Annotated in this window: 12 protein-coding genes; 4 read left to right on the top strand and 8 right to left on the bottom strand. The window is 34.4% G+C overall.

Translation table 11 applies throughout. The features are described from left to right. A complete protein-coding gene (locus tag ACUUYC_RS24955; RefSeq protein WP_474270450.1) occupies positions 1-1,389 on the bottom strand; it encodes an alpha/beta hydrolase in 1,389 nt (462 codons plus the stop codon). A 343-nt stretch (positions 1,390-1,732) separates the two neighbouring features. Here ACUUYC_RS24955 and ACUUYC_RS24960 point away from each other — a divergent pair, with 343 nt between their 5' ends. The 3 genes from ACUUYC_RS24960 to ACUUYC_RS24970 are packed head-to-tail and all read left to right on the top strand — an operon-like array spanning position 1,733 to position 2,608. Continuing rightward, on the top strand, positions 1,733-2,011 hold the full coding sequence (locus tag ACUUYC_RS24960; protein WP_474270452.1) for a RebB family R body protein: 279 nt from the start codon (positions 1,733-1,735) through the stop codon (positions 2,009-2,011). 13 nt (positions 2,012-2,024) lie between these two features. Further along, entirely contained in the window at positions 2,025-2,255 is a 231-nt protein-coding gene (locus ACUUYC_RS24965; protein WP_474270453.1) for a RebB family R body protein, read from the top strand. After that, on the top strand, positions 2,252-2,608 hold the full coding sequence (locus ACUUYC_RS24970) for a hypothetical protein (RefSeq protein ID WP_474270455.1): 357 nt from the start codon (positions 2,252-2,254) through the stop codon (positions 2,606-2,608). Before ACUUYC_RS24965 ends, ACUUYC_RS24970 begins: the two co-directional genes overlap by 4 nt. A gap of 67 nt (positions 2,609-2,675) precedes the next feature. On the opposite strand, the gene ACUUYC_RS24975 is transcribed toward ACUUYC_RS24970, so the two are convergent. From ACUUYC_RS24975 to ACUUYC_RS25000, 6 genes are all read right to left on the bottom strand, one after another. Next, a complete protein-coding gene (locus ACUUYC_RS24975; protein WP_474270456.1) occupies positions 2,676-2,855 on the bottom strand; it encodes a hypothetical protein in 180 nt (59 codons plus the stop codon). A gap of 218 nt (positions 2,856-3,073) precedes the next feature. Next, complete coding sequence (locus ACUUYC_RS24980; RefSeq protein WP_474270458.1) at positions 3,074-6,136, bottom strand: T9SS type A sorting domain-containing protein; 3,063 nt, start codon at positions 6,134-6,136, stop codon at positions 3,074-3,076. A gap of 125 nt (positions 6,137-6,261) precedes the next feature. Then, complete coding sequence (locus ACUUYC_RS24985) at positions 6,262-9,702, bottom strand: methylmalonyl-CoA mutase family protein (protein ID WP_474270586.1); 3,441 nt, start codon at positions 9,700-9,702, stop codon at positions 6,262-6,264. 374 nt (positions 9,703-10,076) lie between these two features. Beyond that, entirely contained in the window at positions 10,077-11,024 is a 948-nt protein-coding gene (locus ACUUYC_RS24990; RefSeq protein WP_474270461.1) for an MBL fold metallo-hydrolase, read from the bottom strand. 34 nt (positions 11,025-11,058) lie between these two features. Further along, on the bottom strand, positions 11,059-12,243 hold the full coding sequence (locus ACUUYC_RS24995) for an MFS transporter (RefSeq protein WP_474270463.1): 1,185 nt from the start codon (positions 12,241-12,243) through the stop codon (positions 11,059-11,061). Positions 12,244-12,270: 27 nt separating this feature from the next. Further along, complete coding sequence (locus ACUUYC_RS25000) at positions 12,271-12,717, bottom strand: hypothetical protein (RefSeq protein WP_474270465.1); 447 nt, start codon at positions 12,715-12,717, stop codon at positions 12,271-12,273. Positions 12,718-12,895: 178 nt separating this feature from the next. Between ACUUYC_RS25000 and ACUUYC_RS25005 the strand changes: the two genes are divergently transcribed. Then, complete coding sequence (locus tag ACUUYC_RS25005; protein ID WP_474270467.1) at positions 12,896-13,600, top strand: DUF4197 domain-containing protein; 705 nt, start codon at positions 12,896-12,898, stop codon at positions 13,598-13,600. Between the two features lie 241 nt (positions 13,601-13,841). On the opposite strand, the gene ACUUYC_RS25010 is transcribed toward ACUUYC_RS25005, so the two are convergent. After that, positions 13,842-16,727, bottom strand: coding sequence for an ELWxxDGT repeat protein (locus ACUUYC_RS25010; protein WP_474270469.1), 2,886 nt, complete (start codon positions 16,725-16,727; stop codon positions 13,842-13,844). Positions 16,728-16,747 lie beyond the last annotated feature (20 nt).

The following is a 16,747-nucleotide window of genomic DNA, read 5'->3' on the forward strand; positions in this document are numbered from 1 at the left end:
TTATTGTGATTGACTTTCAAAGAGTTTTTTGAACTTTCGTTTGTTTTTAAATTTTGCAAATACAGGTGCATTTTCAACTCTTTGAAAACCTTTTAAGCCAAGTTCTTTTGCTTTTTTTAATTGCTTAATGGTACCATTAAAATTGTCATTCCGTGCATAACTTTCTGCCAATCTGTAATGCCAGTATGCTTGCTCAGGATTAAAATGCACTAATACTTGATCACAATATAATGCATGTTTATATTTTTCATTTCCAATAAACATCATTGACGATTCATATATACCTGCATACACAGTATATTTTAATCGCTTGAGCATTTTTATTTTTCGAGTATTTGTCTCTTTTGCAATTTCATCACTAAGTTTTCCTATTTCTGTTTGCCACCATCTGTAATTATCATCAGATGCAGCACGCAAAAGTTCATGCGTAAATTTAGTAGAGAATTTTTCATACCGAGTGTTTTCTTCTTTAATATTGTTTGCACGAATAACTACTTCTTGTTTGTAAACATCTGTATTTTCAAGATGAGTTATCTTAGTTTGAATACTATCCAAAGTGTAATAGTTAGCAAAATTTCGAAGAAGGCTTTTGTATTCGCGTACAGCTCTAAATTCGTGCTGATGATGTGCTAAAGAATCTGCTATTTTATATTGAGATTCATAATATGTTTTTACAAACTCAGTATCAACAGTTCTCAACTTTTTTTCATAAGCTTGTAGCTCTAACCAACCAAACGCACGTACAATTTGCATTTTTGGCGGCCATCTATGTGAATCTTCATAAATCAATAATTCGTTTGGAACTGCATGCTCATCCAATTCATTTTTGGTATTTATCATTTCTTGATAATTCATATCTTCATCTCCAACCAAAGCTACATATGTAAATAATGCTGCACTTGGCGTAAATGTTTTATTTACAGGCAAACCTGCGCCACAGGCAATAACTCCTTGTACCTTTCCAGTAACGGCAGCAATAGCACTTGCCAAACGTGACCCGCCTGAGAATCCTGCAGTATATAACTGTGTATTATCAATAGAAAGTTTTGCGAAAATTGTTTTCATCAATCGACTTGCCGCACCAAAGTTTACAGGATATGGAATACCGTTTTTAGCAACATTGGAACACACTAACACGTAATTGAATTTTTCAGCCGCAGCTGTAAAAGGACGAATACCGTTTTTCCCACTTCCGCTAGGATCAAAAATAAAAACGATAGCATTGGCTTTGGACGCATCATACGAAGTTGGAATATATAATGCATACGTTTCTGTTTTTTTTTCATCAACAGTAAGTCCATCAAGAATCTTTCCTTTGGTAAATTGATCAGTTTGACCAAATCCAACAGAAATAAAACAACAACAAATGATGAATAGAATTACCCGCATGTTTTAAAGTTACAGAATTAATAGAAAGGATTACTATTTTTAACATTTTCTATTTTCTAAAGTATAACATACTTAAATTTTGAAAATATTAAAAAAAACTCCAGCTTATAAAAGTACGATTCGTGGTTTTGACACTACTAACGAACATGTTTGGGGAGCAGAAAAAGTGAGTTCAATTTTTAAACGTTTGAAGTAAAAACATTCCTATTTATCTAGAGTCTTCTTCTTAAAGAGTTAGGTAGTATTACGTAATTTTATAGTGTTTACAATGAAACATTCATAATCATTACGTGAATACTCACTTATTACATATATTTAAATTCATAATTTAAAAATTAAATATATGCCAACACAAACTAATGCTAGTAACGAAATTGTAGATTCCGTTACACAATCTAATATTACGATATTAGCATCAGCTCCAGCTTTAGCACAAGCCAGTTCTTTTCAGTCCTTGTCGCATTCACTCTCTTTGGCGATGGAAAACGCTACGTATAATCAACAACAAGTCAATGTTTTAACTGCAGCAGTGACTTCTAGCTGTGCTGAATACTTATTATCAGACAACAGCACGCAAGGAAACAATGTAGAAGAAAGCAGTAAATCAAGTACAAATAAATAATCAACTTATTATCATGGCAAAACCAAAAAATGTATCACAACAAATAACCGATGCTGTTACACAAGCCAATGTCAAAGTAGTTGCGGAAGCACCAGCAATGGCAGTCGGGAATATATATCAGAGTGCCGCACATTCTTTAGGATTAGCATTCGAGAATTCAGTATATGCACAACAACAAGCAAATGTTACGTATCAAGCAGCAGTTACAATGTCTATCCAATCTTTAAAATCGAAAATAAAATGAGCACAGTAAATAGTTCAACTATAAATAATCAAATCGTAGACGCAATTAAATCTATTAATGCGCTTTTAAAAGATGCGGACAATGACAGTTTAGAGGTAATTGGCAATCAAGTGCTGGTACAAGCTGCTTCATTAGCAATGTTGAATATGGTAAATCAGCAACAACAATTATATATATTACAAAATACTGCTACAACAGTTGCCGTAAAAGCAATGCTGGAAACAAACCCAGAAGAAGCTTTAAAAATTATGAGCGATACTGTTAAAAACAATAATATTATATCAAGTCTTACTGATTTTGAAAAAATAATTAAGGAACTTACTCCGAAGAAAACAACAAGTTCTAAAAAGTAATTATTTCTCAAAATATAAAAAAGCCGTTGATTATAAAGTCAACGGCTTTTTATGATTTATATGCTTATTATTCTGCAGCTGCAGATGGGCAAATAAAGAACATTGTAAAAGGACAAGCGTCACCTAAACATGTTTGTGGCCATCTTAACGCATCGTGATCAGCATCTTGTATTCCTCCTTTGATATTTTCTAATTTAGAAATTTGAGCTTTCTTTAATGACAGTTTTTTTAATGTTTGTTTTTTCATGATTATGAGTTTTAAAGATTGTTTTAATTTTGATTTGATGATGTAAATTAATCTCAAAAAATTTGTCTTTGCAACAAGCATATAACCGTATTTATAAATTCGTAGATACTGTAAACTCTTTAATAAAGGTGTTTGAAGTTAGAAAGCAAGATTCGTTCAGCATGTAATACTGAGTAGACTTCTAGGTATTCTTTTTAATAGAAACTATATTCATAACATTATTTTAGAACAATTCGTTTTGTGAATTGTGTATTGTTATGTGAAACTTTCATGAAGTAAATTCCAGCTTGATAGTTTCCTATATCAATTGCTTGATTGTCGTTATTTATTTGATTAAATGTAGTTTGATAAACCACTCTTCCAGTAATATCAAAGATGTTGACAGTTACATTTGTTACAGTTGAATTTGTTTTGATATTTACAATTCCACTAGTTACGGTTGGTGCAATTGTAATTCCTAATGTATTAGTTTCGTTTGATGGAATACTTAATGTTCCGTCTAAATTTGTTGATGTTGGGTAGAATACGGAGAATGAATTTGTCGCAAATTGAATGTAGTAATCATCTTGATACCAATTGCCACTCGCATTTATAAAATCACCACCTGAAACATATCCTGAAGTACAAGTATTTCCATTCACTTTCATGATTTCTAAATCGTAAATCGACAACATATTTGCATCTGCCAACATTAAATCATCAACCTCATCTCCTAACATATATAAACGCACATTTACATTACTTGAAGGTGAATTTTGAGGACTGATAGAGACTTCTCTCCGCGAATACGGTTGCCCTGAGAAGTCTCGTGTATCAGCATTGTCAATGAATAAAGTTGTTGTAATGGTTCCTAAATCGTTTCCGTTAGCGTCAATTGCCGCTACTATATTGTTTGAAGCATCTAAAATTGGAACCCATTCGTTTGTGTTCCCTTGTGCTGTTGATATTTCTATTGTTGGTATATTTTCACAAATCCCTGTTGTACCTGAAGCAACAACTGGTGCGCCTTCCAAACAAAATGTAGCCATTGCAAGATTCGTTTCTAGTCTGGAAACTTGTATGTAATAAGTATTTCCAAATATTACTGGAATAGAGCCATCGTTTGTGAAACAAGCTACTTCTGTTCCGCCACAAGCGTCATAGACTGCAAAGTTGTTAAATGATGAGCTACTGGTTAATGATATGTTTCCTGTTAGTGTAGCTTCAAACGAGTACCAACTGTCTAACCAGTTTTGTGTATTGTTCTGGCAACTTCCTACTGTAGATGTCAAGCTAGAGCCACGCAACTCAGTTGTTACGTTTTGTGTGCTACATTCGCCAATTGCTGCTACCTGAATCATTTCTGCGGAAGCACACGTATCATTTGAAATTGTTTCATATGCCGTCATCACAAAACTATCAGCATTCGCAAAACCAGGAATGCTTACCACACGAAGTGTATAGGTTCCTATGGTTAATCCCGTAATTATTTTTCCACTGTAAAAACAATCAATCGCTGTTGGAACGTCTCCACAACTATCATATAGTGTAAAACCATCAGCAAAATTTACGCCTGTAATTGTCAAGTTTCCATTAACTGGCATTGTGAATTCATACCATAAATCGAGATAATCAGTAGTTGTGTTTGTATCGCAACTGCTTTGTAAACTTTCTGTTGCTCCTGCATTGTTAAAGCTGATTGTTGTTGGTGTGGTAATATCGTCCATAATTACAATGGCGTTGGCACATTCGTCATTTATCGCAGTTTCAAACGCTTGAATAACAAAACTATCTGCACCAGCAAAAGAAGCGGTACTTACAACACGTAACGTATAGGTTCCTGCGGCTAGATTATAAGTGAAATTGTCTCCATAAAAACAATCTATTTCCGTTGGAACCGTTCCACAATTATCATATAATGTAAAACCGTCAGCGAAATTTACGCCTGAGATGCGTAAGTTTCCAGTAACTGGCATGGTAAATTGGTACCAAATATCTAAATAATCTTCTGTTGTACTTGTGTCGCAACTACTTTGTAAACTTTCGGTTGCATTGGCATTGTTAAAATTAATCGTAGTTGCTACTGTAATATCATCCATGATCACTTCTGCAGTAGCACATTCGTCATTAGCCACAGTTTCAAATGCCTGCATTACAAAACTATCATTTCCTGCATTGACATCTAAACTTGTAACACGAAGTATGTAAGTTCCTGTTGTTAAACCGAAGGTGAAATTATCGTCGTAGAAACAATCAATTTCTGTGGGAACAGTTCCGCAATTGTCATAGAGTGTAAAACCATCAGCAAAATTTACACCTGTAATTCGCAAATTTCCGTTTACGGGCATCGTGAATTCGTACCATAAATCTAAATAGTCTGCCGTTGCATTTGCATCACAACTACTTTGTAAACTTTCGGTAGCTTGTGCATTGTTGAAATTAATGGTAGTTGCTGTTGTAATGTCTTCTGTGATGACTTCAGCAGTTGCACATTCATCATTAGCTCCTGTTTCAAATGCTTGAATGATAAAACTGTCACTTCCAGCATTGTTATCTATACTTACTACGCGTAATGTGTATGTTCCTGCGGCTAGATTGTAGACAAAATGATCGTCATAGAAACAATCTATCTCTGTGGGAACAGTTCCGCAATTGTCATAAAGTGTAAAACCATCGGCAAAGTTAACACCAGTGATTCGTAAGTTACCTGTAACTGGCATTGTGAATTCATACCATAGATCTAAATAGTCTACCGTTGTGCTTGCATCGCAACTACTTTTTAGACTTTCAGTTGCTTGTGCATTGTTAAACGTGATTGTTCTTGCTGTGGTAATATTATCAGTAATAATTTCAGCAGTCGCACATTCGTCATTCATTGCCGTTTCAAACGCTTGAATCGAAAAACTATCAACTCCAGCTTGACTGAGCTGACTTACAGCTCTTAATTTATATGTTCCTATCGGAAGGTTATAAAAGAATCCATCATCGTAAAGACAACTGAGTTCTGCGCCGCCACATGTACTGTATAGTGAAAATCCATCCGCAAAGTTAACACCTGATATTCGTATATTTCCTGCAACTGGCATTGTAAATTCAAACCAAACATCTGGATATGTTGTTGCAGACGTATCACAACTACTTAGCAAACTTTGTGTTGCCATTCCGTTGTTGAAATTGACAAGTGTTGTCCCTGTTGTAATTACTGTAATAAACTCTGCATCAGCACAATTGTTGTTTGCTGGTACTTGTGCATAAGTATAAAACGTAGTGAATAGTATTAAGAGAAATAATTTTGCTCTCATGTAGTTTGCCCTTGTTTAGTTTTACAAGCATGAAAGTACTTCCTTTTATATAAGCACATAAAAAAAATGTATAAACCGACACGATTTATACATTTTTGGTATGATTTATTTTCTAGTTAGATAAACTACATGTTTCTTCGATATTGTCCACCAACTTCAAATAGTGAAGCTGTTATTTCTCCTAATGAACATACTTTACACACATCCATTAAAGCTTCAAATATGTTCTCGTTATTGACTGCTTTCTTCTGTAATTCGAGTAACAACTCGTCAGTATCATGCGCTTTGTGAAGGTTTTCTAATATCTTAATTTGATATTGTTTTTCTTCTTCCGTTGCACGAATTACCTCTTTTGGTACAACCGTTGGCGAACCTTTACTACTTAAAAATGTGTTTACACCAATGATTGGAAATTGTCCATTGTGTTTTAACGTTTCGTAGTATAAACTTTCTTCTTGAATTTTAGAACGTTGGTACATCGTTTCCATGGCTCCTAAAACGCCTCCACGTTCCGTGATTCTATCAAATTCTAGTAAAACTGCTTCTTCAACTAAGTCTGTCAATTCTTCAATAATGAATGAACCTTGAATTGGATTTTCGTTTTTCGCTAATCCTAATTCTTTGTTGATGATTAACTGAATTGCCATTGCTCTACGAACCGATTCTTCCGTTGGTGTTGTAATCGCTTCATCGTATGCATTTGTGTGTAACGAGTTACAGTTATCATAAATTGCGTATAACGCTTGTAACGTTGTACGAATATCATTGAAATCAATTTCTTGTGCGTGTAAACTACGTCCAGAAGTTTGAATGTGATATTTCAACATTTGCGCTCTTGAGTTTGCGCCGTATTTATGTTTTAAGGCTTTCGCCCAGATTTTACGTGCTACACGACCAATGACTGCATATTCAGGATCAATTCCGTTTGAGAAGAAGAACGATAAGTTTGGACCAAATTTATTGATGTCCATTCCTCTACTTAGATAGTATTCTACATACGTGAATCCGTTTGATAACGTTAATGCTAACTGTGTAATTGGGTTTGCTCCTGCTTCCGCAATATGATATCCAGAGATAGAAACCGAATAGAAGTTACGCACATTGTTTTCAATGAAGTATTCTTGAACATCTCCCATGAGGCGCAATGCAAATTCTGTTGAGAATATACACGTGTTTTGTGCTTGATCTTCTTTTAAGATATCTGCTTGAACCGTTCCACGTACTTGTGCAATTGTTTTTACTTTGATATCGTCGTAAACCTCTGCTGGCAATACTTGATCTCCAGTAACTCCAAGTAACATTAAACCTAAACCGTTGTTACTTTCTGGTAAATCGCCATTGTACTGTGGACGTTCTTTTCCTTTGTATAATTTCTTGATTTTAGCTTCAACTTCTGCTTCTAAGTTATTTTCCTTGATGTAGATTTCACATTGCTGATCAATTGCTGCATTCATGAAGAAACCTAATAACATTGGCGCAGGACCATTAATCGTCATACTTACCGAAGTCATTACATCTGCTAAGTTGAAACCAGAATAGAGTTTTTTGGCATCATCTAAACAACAGATAGAAACTCCTGCATTTCCAATTTTACCATAAATATCTGGTCGTAAATCTGGATCGTTTCCGTATAATGTTACACTATCAAACGCTGTTGATAAACGTTTTGCTGGCATTCCTGCACTTACGTAGTGAAAACGTTTGTTGGTACGTTCTGGTCCACCTTCTCCGGCAAACATTCGCGCTGGATCTTCTCCAGTACGCTTGAAAGGATATAATCCTGATGTGTATGGAAATTCTCCTGGTACGTTTTCTTGCAAACACCATTTTAAAATATCGCCCCAAGCTTGATACTTTGGCAGCGCTACTTTTGGTATTTGTACATGTGATAAAGATTCTGTGTGTGTTTCTATTTTAATTTCACGATCACGTACTTTAAACGTATAGATCGGATTTTTGTATTTGTTTACTTTGTCGTTCCAACCGTTGATGATTTCCCAGTTATAAGGATCAAGGTTTAGCTTCACACGATCAAACTCTTTTAGTAATAGTTTTACTAAATCAATGTCAGCTTCGTTGTCTAATCGTTCAAGAATAATGTTTTCATCTAAACCAGTTTTTGACATGAATTTCATCTCAACTGCACTCGATTTGACATTTGTTATTGAACCAATCGTTTTATAGATTCCGTATAATTTTTGAGCAACCTCAACTTGTACGTCTGCTTTTTTATCATATCCTCTATTGCTTTCTGCAATTTCAGATAAGTATCGTGTTCTTGATGGTGGAATGACAAAAATCTTCTCACTCATTTCGCTAGAAATCTTAGAAGTCGATTTTAAATCTGCTTCTGTTTTTTCTACCAATTTATCCATCACTGCTTTGTACAACGTATTCATTCCTGGATCGTTGAACTGAGAAGCAATGGTTCCGTATACTGGTAATTGATCTTGTGGAATGTCCCAAAGGTTGTTGTTACGCATGTATTGTTTTTTTACATCGCGCAAAGCATCTAACGAACCTCTTTTGTCAAATTTGTTAATCGCAACTAAATCAGCAAAATCAAGCATGTCAATTTTTTCTAATTGCGTTGCTGCTCCAAATTCTGGTGTCATTACATATAAAGCCACATCACTGTGCTCCATAATTTCTGTATCCGATTGTCCAATTCCTGATGTTTCAAGAATGATGATATCATATTCCGCAGCTTTTAATACTTGTACTGCTTCGTTTACATATTTTGAAAGTGCTAAGTTTGATTGACGTGTTGCCAAACTACGCATGTATACTCTTGGTGAGTTGATCGCGTTCATACGAATACGATCTCCTAATAATGCTCCACCAGTTTTACGTTTTGATGGATCAACTGAGATTAACCCAATTGTTTTTTCTGGAAAGTCAATTAAGAAACGACGAACTAGTTCATCAACCAAACTAGATTTCCCTGAACCACCAGTTCCAGTAATTCCTAATACTGGTGTTGTAGAGTTTTTATTTTTTTCGTGAATGATCTCTAATGCATCTTTCGCTACTTCTGGAAAGTTTTCTGCTGAAGAGATCACACGTGCTATTGCTTTTGAGTTTTTCTCGTGTAATATATTTACTTCTCCATTTAACGAATCGCCAATAGCAAAGTCCGATTGTTTTACTAAATCATTGATCATTCCTTGCAATCCCATTGCACGACCATCATCTGGTGAGTAGATACGTGTAATTCCATAGTCCATTAAATCTTTGATTTCTTCTGGAAGAATTACACCGCCGCCGCCGCCAAATATTTTGATATGTCCAGCGCCTCTTTCCTTTAATAAATCATACATGTATTTAAAGTACTCATTGTGTCCACCTTGATACGAAGTCATTGCAATTGCATTTGCATCTTCTTGAATTGCAGTATTTACTACTTCTTCCACACTTCTATCGTGTCCTAAATGGATTACTTCAACACCAGTTGACTGAATGATTCGTCGCATGATATTGATTGCTGCATCGTGTCCATCGAATAATGATGCTGCAGTAACGATTCGTACTTTATATGTTGGCTTGTAAGGTTGCGCTTGTTCCATCTGTAATGAAGTATCTATTTTAGGGGTGCAATTTACGGAATATTCAAAAAAATCGAACATTTTTTAAGAAATATATAAGAAATGAAAATTGTCAGACATAAGATTCAAGACCACTACGTTGAAAGAATATAGAGCAAAGATTCAATTGTAATTTATTATGAACGCATTATCATTCAATTTTTAACATGAGTTCGACGTAAGTTTCATTCAAATAAAATTTAGTAAACGCTTATTAGATAAGTTTTAAAACACTAAAAATTAGATTTCTAATTTCGTTTTCTTTGCTCGCACAAAGAAAAGAAACAAAAGAAAAAAGCGACTTTTAAGTTTTATACCTAACTTAGGTTTTTAGTTTAAACAAATCGTATAAAACTTTACAGTCCAACCTTCATTCCTTCTTTTGCAAATTGGAAACCTTCATTTTGCAGACTACCTTTTAATCTGTTTGAATCTTGTAATGCTGGATTGGAATGATTGAAGTGAATGAAAATAACTTTGTTTTTTGTTGCTTGATTTTCATTTTCAAACAGTTTTGCAGTTTCTACTATGAATGGATGTGGCACTTCGCTCATTGGTCTTGGAATTTCGCCATTTTTGAAGAATGTTGCATCCAAGAAAGCATAATCTACTTTTTTTACTTCTGCTACAATATCTTGCTCCCAAAGATGCCATTTGTTGATATCTGGAATAAACAATGCTGATTTGTTTTTTCCCTCAATTTTATAACCAACCGTTTCTGAGAATTCATCACGATGTGGTACTAAGAAAGGTGTCACTTTTAATCCGTTTGTCAAATCTACAGTAGTGTTATCCTGCAATTCTTTCAGATTAATATTTTCTAAAGAAACCAATTGACTCCAAGGTCCATTCGTTTCTAAATAATTTTTCATTTTTGGCATTGTATACACAGGAACTTTCTTTGCTCCCATGGCTTCACGACCAAAATACATGAGTCCAGTATAATGTCCGATATGTGCATGCGTGAGAAAAACGCCATCAATTACGTTTGTCGCTTCAAGATGATTGGAAAGGTTTTTAATTTGTTGTGTAATGTCTGGTGTGGCATCAAATAGCCACTTTTTCTTTGCTTCAAGATCTAGTAAACCCAAACAAGAAATCAGTTTTTTTTCTACTTTCCCTTCATGATATGGTTGACAGCATGCTTTATTACAATTGATTTGCGGATACCCTGCATCTTGTGCAGTTCCTAGTACTGTGATGTATTGTTTGCTTTCAATTGTATTTTTCTGTGATCTTTTAGATACATCTTCCGAACAATTTATGAAGAGTATTAGAAGAAGTAATAACCAAACTTTTTTCATCTGTGTAATTTTTTATAAGATATGATTAATACAGTTAGGGTTTTGTTATGTTATGTTTCTTTTTACTTAATGCAATTAACCCGAATATTGGTCCTAAAGCCAACATTATTAATATGAATGGAGAATTTGTCAGTTCTTTTAATTCATTGATGAGTTGAATACTAATTATTGTTAGTGCAAAACCAATACAGTTTACGATTGTTAAAGCTGTTCCTTTTAGTTCTGAAGGTGCATGTTGCGCTACTAACGTGGAAAAAAGTGGTGAATCCGCTATTACGACCATTCCCCAAAAGAGCATAAAGGCAATAAATATTTCTTGTGACGTTACAAAAAACATACATGGAGCTATCATACAGCATACACATGATAGTAATAAGGAACTGAACGCAACTTTTTTGATTGCGATTTTCTGTGCTAAATAACCTCCTAATATACAAGCCAAACTCCCAATTCCAATTATTATGAATGATAGCAACGGAATATTAAATGATGTGTCAGTGTGCATTTCTGAATAGCGATGTAATAGCACCGGAACAAATGCCCAAAAAGCATATAGTTCCCACATATGTCCAAAATATCCAAAAGCTGCGGCACGGAAATGTTGTTCTTTAAAGATTCTAGGAATTGCTAAAAAATTTAATTTGGGACTTGTTTTTTTATGAGGTCCATCTGGTACTAAGCTGATCATCAAAATACCTCCTAATGCAGCAATAGAAGAAGTGACATATAACACAAGTTCCCACGGAAGTTGCCCTTTGACATCTTTTAATAGATGAGGAAGCGCAGTACCAAGTACAAGAGCTCCAACCAAAAAGCCTAATGATTTTCCTAGTTTTTTATCATAATAATCAGCAGCTATTTTCATTCCTACAGGGTAAATTCCCGCAAGGAAAAAACCTGTAAAAAAACGAAAGACAAGAATACTTTCATACATGTTTCCTTTCCATGTAATACTCAGATTGAATACAGCACCAAGTATAGCACACACAAAGAAAACCTTAGATGGCGAAAACCGATCAGCGATTGATAAAATTGCAAAGATTAATGTTCCTATGATGAAGCCAAATTGCACTGATGCTGTTAAACTACCTAAAGCACTTTGTCCAAGTTCGAAATTGGAAGTTAATTCATCCATAATTCCATTTCCTGCAAACCATAATGAGGTACAGAAAAATTGTGAGATTACAATTGTTGGAAGAATGTGTTTTGGGATGTTCATTTATGGATTGAAATATACACAACCTTTTTAATATTTCCCAGTTACGTGATCATTCATTAAATTGTAGTAGAAATCATTTAATCGTTTTGCGTTGTGTTCTTTTTCGATTACTTCTGAAATTTCTTTGTAATATTTTTTTTGAGAATGTCTAAATATCACCCAAATGTTAAGTTTGGGACAATTAACTCGTTCATCGCTGAGCCAACCGTATTTTTTAGTCAATTTTATGAGTTGTTCTGTATTTTCATTATCGAGTTTCCATTGTAGTTTCCAAACTGAATCTTTTACTTTTTTTGGATATGTGCTTTTACTTCCAAACTTTCCATCTTTTAAAATTTTTCCATTTCTATACATTTGATCATTTTCAAACATTTCCGATAGTATTTTACACATTTCGACTTTATCTGGAATTGATTCTTGTGCAAAACTTCCAAAAGAAAAGCTTAGTAATGCATAGAATATGAGTTTTTTCATAGTTATTTTTTGAATTCAAAAGATACTATAATTATTTTTCCTTACCATTCATCTCAATTAAATTTCACTTGAAACAAATGTCTTGTTTTAATAATTCATGTATTTTTGTGGTATACCTTTTGTAAATGATTAAACCATTTATATAATATATCGTCTAAAAAACTTAAATACATTTTACATGAAAAAGATCATTATTGCTTTTGTTGGGTTATTGATGTTGAATTCTTGCGCAGAATTGCAACAAGTTGTCAATCAACTTCCACAAGGCGGAACACTTGGAAATGCTGATATTGCAGCAGGATTGCGTCAAGCATTAGATTTCGGAATTGATAAGCAAGTACAAAAATTGACTTTAAAAGATGGTTTTTACGGAAATAGTCTTGTGAAAATTTTAATGCCTGAGGAATTAAGAAAAGTTGATAAAGCCTTACGTGATGTTGGTTTGGGAAGTTTGGCTGATGATGGAATTAAATTATTAAACAGAGCTGCTGAAGATGCTGTAAAACAAGCAACTCCAATTTTCGTTAGTGCTGTAAAAGATATTACGTTTGCGGATGCTAAGAATATTTTATTAGGAAATAACGATGCTGCAACTCAATATTTACAAGGAAAAACAAATACAGCTTTGTATGGGAAATTTCAACCTGTAATTCAGAATTCGTTTGCGAAAGTTGGTGCGGATCGTATTTGGGCTGAAATGATAAACAATTATAATAAGATTCCTTTTGTGAATAAAGTGAATCCAGATTTAACAGATTACGTTACAAATGAGGCTTTGAAAGGTGTTTATAAAATGATTGCTGTAGAAGAAGCTCAAATTCGTACGAAAGTTGGATCAAGAACAACTGCTTTGTTACAAAAAGTATTTGCATTGCAGGACTAGATCTCGGTTGTCAGCTGTCGGTTGACAGTTTTCAGTTAACATATAAAACGCCATTATAGAATTTAAAATTTTATGATGGTGTTTTTGTTTGGTTATTCCTTAACGCAGTTATTAAATTGTTTGTTTGCATATATTATGTGATTCTGAATCAAGTTCAGAATGATGTAACCTATTAACTTAATATTATAAAAGCCTCTTCCCAAGTAAGGAAAGAGGCTTTTTAACTAACAAGTACTTTTGTTTACCGAACGATTAACTTCTTAGTTTTTGAGGTTTGGGAAGTATACATTTTTACAAAGTACAATCCTGATGTTAGGTTTTGCACATTATATCCGTTTTCAGATTTTTTGAGTTCTTGAATAAATTTACCTGTACGATCATATATTTCTACTTTTGTTATATCCGTTTGTGAACTCGTATTGATTGAGAAATACGATGTTGTAGGATTTGGATATACTGCTAATTTTTCAGTATTCTGAAAATTCTCAACAGTTTCCACACTTAGTGTTGTAGTGTTTATTTTCCGTAATTCATTTCCGTATATATTGTCTAAAGCCACAAAGTATAATTCGTTGTTGTAGACTATTAAATCTGATGGACTACTACTTTTTTCTCCTGGATAGATGTCTAATAACAGTTCTGTGGTCGTTCCATCACTTATGTATAGTTCTCTTCCTATGATTCCATCAGTAGCTGCGAAAATTAGTTTGTTATCAAATACCGTAAGTTCCGTAATTCCTGAACCTGTTGTTGGATTTATGTTTGAAACGACTACTGTTCCTGCGGAAGTTCCATCAGTTTTCCAGAGTTCATCTGCAGTCGTATTATCGCGAGCTACAAAGTACAATTCGCCATTGTATATTGTTTGTTGCGCAAATCCTATGAATGCATTTCCTGCTGTGTTTATGTCTTTTACTAATACAGTTCCTGCTTCCGTTCCGTCTGTTTTCCAGAGTTCTGTTCCATTAGTTCCGTCAGTAGCTCTAAAATAGAGTTCATTGTTGTATTCTATAAAATCTTTTGGAAAACCATTTCCTGAAGTATTAATATCTTTTACTAAAGTCGTTCCTGCGTCTGTTCCATCAGTAGACCAAAGTTCAAATCCGCTTGTTGGAGTGTTTGCTATTAGATATAATTTATTGTTAAAAACTAGTTGCGGCGCTGCATTTGATGAACCTGTAGGATGGATGTCTTTTACTAATTGTGTTCCGGCTTCGGTTCCATCGGTTACCCATAGTTCGCGTCCGTTTGTACCATCGTCAGCTCTGAAATATAATTTTCCTCCGAATTCTACAAAACTAATTGGTCCTGAGAAACCTCCTCCAGCTTGAATGTCTTTTACTAAAACTGTTCCAGTAACTGTTCCGTCAGTTTTCCAGAGTTCTTGCCCTGTAGCAGGTTGCCATCCTGAGAAATAAATTTCTCCATTATAAGGATATAAAGGTCCGAATGTTCCTGCTGCAGTTCCAGGATATAAATCTAGAAGAAGTTGAGTTCCTGTTGGAGTTCCATCAGTAATCCACAATTCTGAATTTGCTGCTAAATCTCTTGCTACAAAAACTACATTTCCATTTACTTCTTCTGCACTGGTTATATATCGATCTCCATATTCATTATCTAATCCGACTAATCGTATCGTTCCAGCTTCTGTTCCATCACTTTTCCAGAGTTCATCATGAAATGCACCATCAACAGCAGCAAGATATATTTCACCTTTACGAATACCTATGATTTGCGGATTTGCACTTTTTGTAATCGTATTTAAGTCATAAATAAGTTCTGTTCCTACTAAAGTTCCATCTGACTTATAGAAAGAATATCCATTGATTCCATTGTCAATCATTAGAATGTTACTTCCTTGATATTCAAAGACAAATTGTGATCTACTACGCGCAGAACCTACATTGTAGTCATTGAATAATTGTGTATTGACTGCCGTTCCATCTGTTGTCCATAATTCATTTCCATGTACACCATCATCAGCTGTAAAGAAGATTGTGTTATTCATGATAAAAAAACCACCTAATTCACTATGTGCAGTTCCTGGATTGATATCGAGTAACAGGTTTGTTCCTGAAGTTGTTCCGTCACTTGTCCAAAGTTCATCACCATTTATACCATTGTTTCCTCTAAAATAAATTGTTCCATTATGATGAAATAATGCCGAAAGGTTCGCAAAATTAGTTGAATTATTTACATCTTTTATTAAGACTGTTCCGCCTGAAGTTCCATCAGATTTCCACAGATCTCCTTTGCTTCCAAAGTATAATGTACCATTTACATCTAGAAAGGAGTTAAAGTTTGTAAATCCGCTTCCAGGAGTAATGTTTCTTACGATTGTAGTTCCTGATTCTGTTCCATCTGACTTCCATAGTTCCGTTCCTGTATTTCCATCATTAGCTGTAAAATAGAGTGTATTTCCACTTGCTATAAATCGTTGTGTACTGCTACTTTGCGAACCACTTCGAATATCTTTTACTAAAACTGTTCCTGCTTCTGTTCCGTCAGTTTTCCATAATTCGGTTCCTACTACTCCATCATTTGCAGAGAAATACAACTCATTGTTTACTATTGTATAGTTAGAAGGAAAAGAGTTTCCACTTGTATTTATGTCTTTTAGAACAGTTGTTCCTGCTACTGTACCATCCGTTTTCCATATTTCAGAACCAAAAGTTCCGCCATCATTTGCTGTAAAGTATACCGCATTTCCAAGAAGTGTTAACTGAAATGGACTACTACTGCTTGTTCCTGGGCGAATGTCATTTAAAAGCATTGTTCCAGCTTCTGTTCCATCGGTTACCCAAATTTCGACACCATGAACTCCATCATTTGCTGTGAAAACGACATTTCCATTCGGTAAAACTCTTAATTGATTTGGAGCACTTCCATCACATCCTGGCGCAATATCTTTGATCAATGTCATGTTGTTTAATGTTGGATTTAACATATAGATTTCACTACCAGTATTTCCATCACTTGCAGCTATGACTCCATTAGTGTTTCCTCTATACATAAAACTATTAGAGTACACATCATCTCCTGTTGCAGCATGTATGTCTTTTACCGTTTCCAATTGCCCAAAAGCCATTTGACTCAGTAATCCTATTAATACTATTCTAATTTTCATCGTTCGGTTGTTTTTTATAA

The organism is Kordia sp. E, assembly GCF_056033805.1.

Excerpts from the sequence above, each read along its gene's own strand:
- ACUUYC_RS24955 (WP_474270450.1), bottom strand. The coding sequence starts at position 1,389 with ATGCGGGTAATTCTATTCATCATTTGTTGTTGTTTTATTTCTGTTGGA.
- ACUUYC_RS25005 (WP_474270467.1), top strand. The coding sequence starts at position 12,896 with ATGAAAAAGATCATTATTGCTTTTGTTGGGTTATTGATGTTGAATTCT.
- ACUUYC_RS24990 (WP_474270461.1), bottom strand. The coding sequence starts at position 11,024 with ATGAAAAAAGTTTGGTTATTACTTCTTCTAATACTCTTCATAAATTGT.
- ACUUYC_RS25010 (WP_474270469.1), bottom strand. The coding sequence starts at position 16,727 with ATGAAAATTAGAATAGTATTAATAGGATTACTGAGTCAAATGGCTTTT.
- ACUUYC_RS24970 (WP_474270455.1), top strand. The coding sequence starts at position 2,252 with ATGAGCACAGTAAATAGTTCAACTATAAATAATCAAATCGTAGACGCA.
- ACUUYC_RS24975 (WP_474270456.1), bottom strand. The coding sequence starts at position 2,855 with ATGAAAAAACAAACATTAAAAAAACTGTCATTAAAGAAAGCTCAAATT.
- ACUUYC_RS24965 (WP_474270453.1), top strand. The coding sequence starts at position 2,025 with ATGGCAAAACCAAAAAATGTATCACAACAAATAACCGATGCTGTTACA.
- ACUUYC_RS24985 (WP_474270586.1), bottom strand. The coding sequence starts at position 9,702 with ATGGAACAAGCGCAACCTTACAAGCCAACATATAAAGTACGAATCGTT.
- ACUUYC_RS24995 (WP_474270463.1), bottom strand. The coding sequence starts at position 12,243 with ATGAACATCCCAAAACACATTCTTCCAACAATTGTAATCTCACAATTT.
- ACUUYC_RS25000 (WP_474270465.1), bottom strand. The coding sequence starts at position 12,717 with ATGAAAAAACTCATATTCTATGCATTACTAAGCTTTTCTTTTGGAAGT.
- ACUUYC_RS24960 (WP_474270452.1), top strand. The coding sequence starts at position 1,733 with ATGCCAACACAAACTAATGCTAGTAACGAAATTGTAGATTCCGTTACA.
- ACUUYC_RS24980 (WP_474270458.1), bottom strand. The coding sequence starts at position 6,136 with ATGAGAGCAAAATTATTTCTCTTAATACTATTCACTACGTTTTATACT.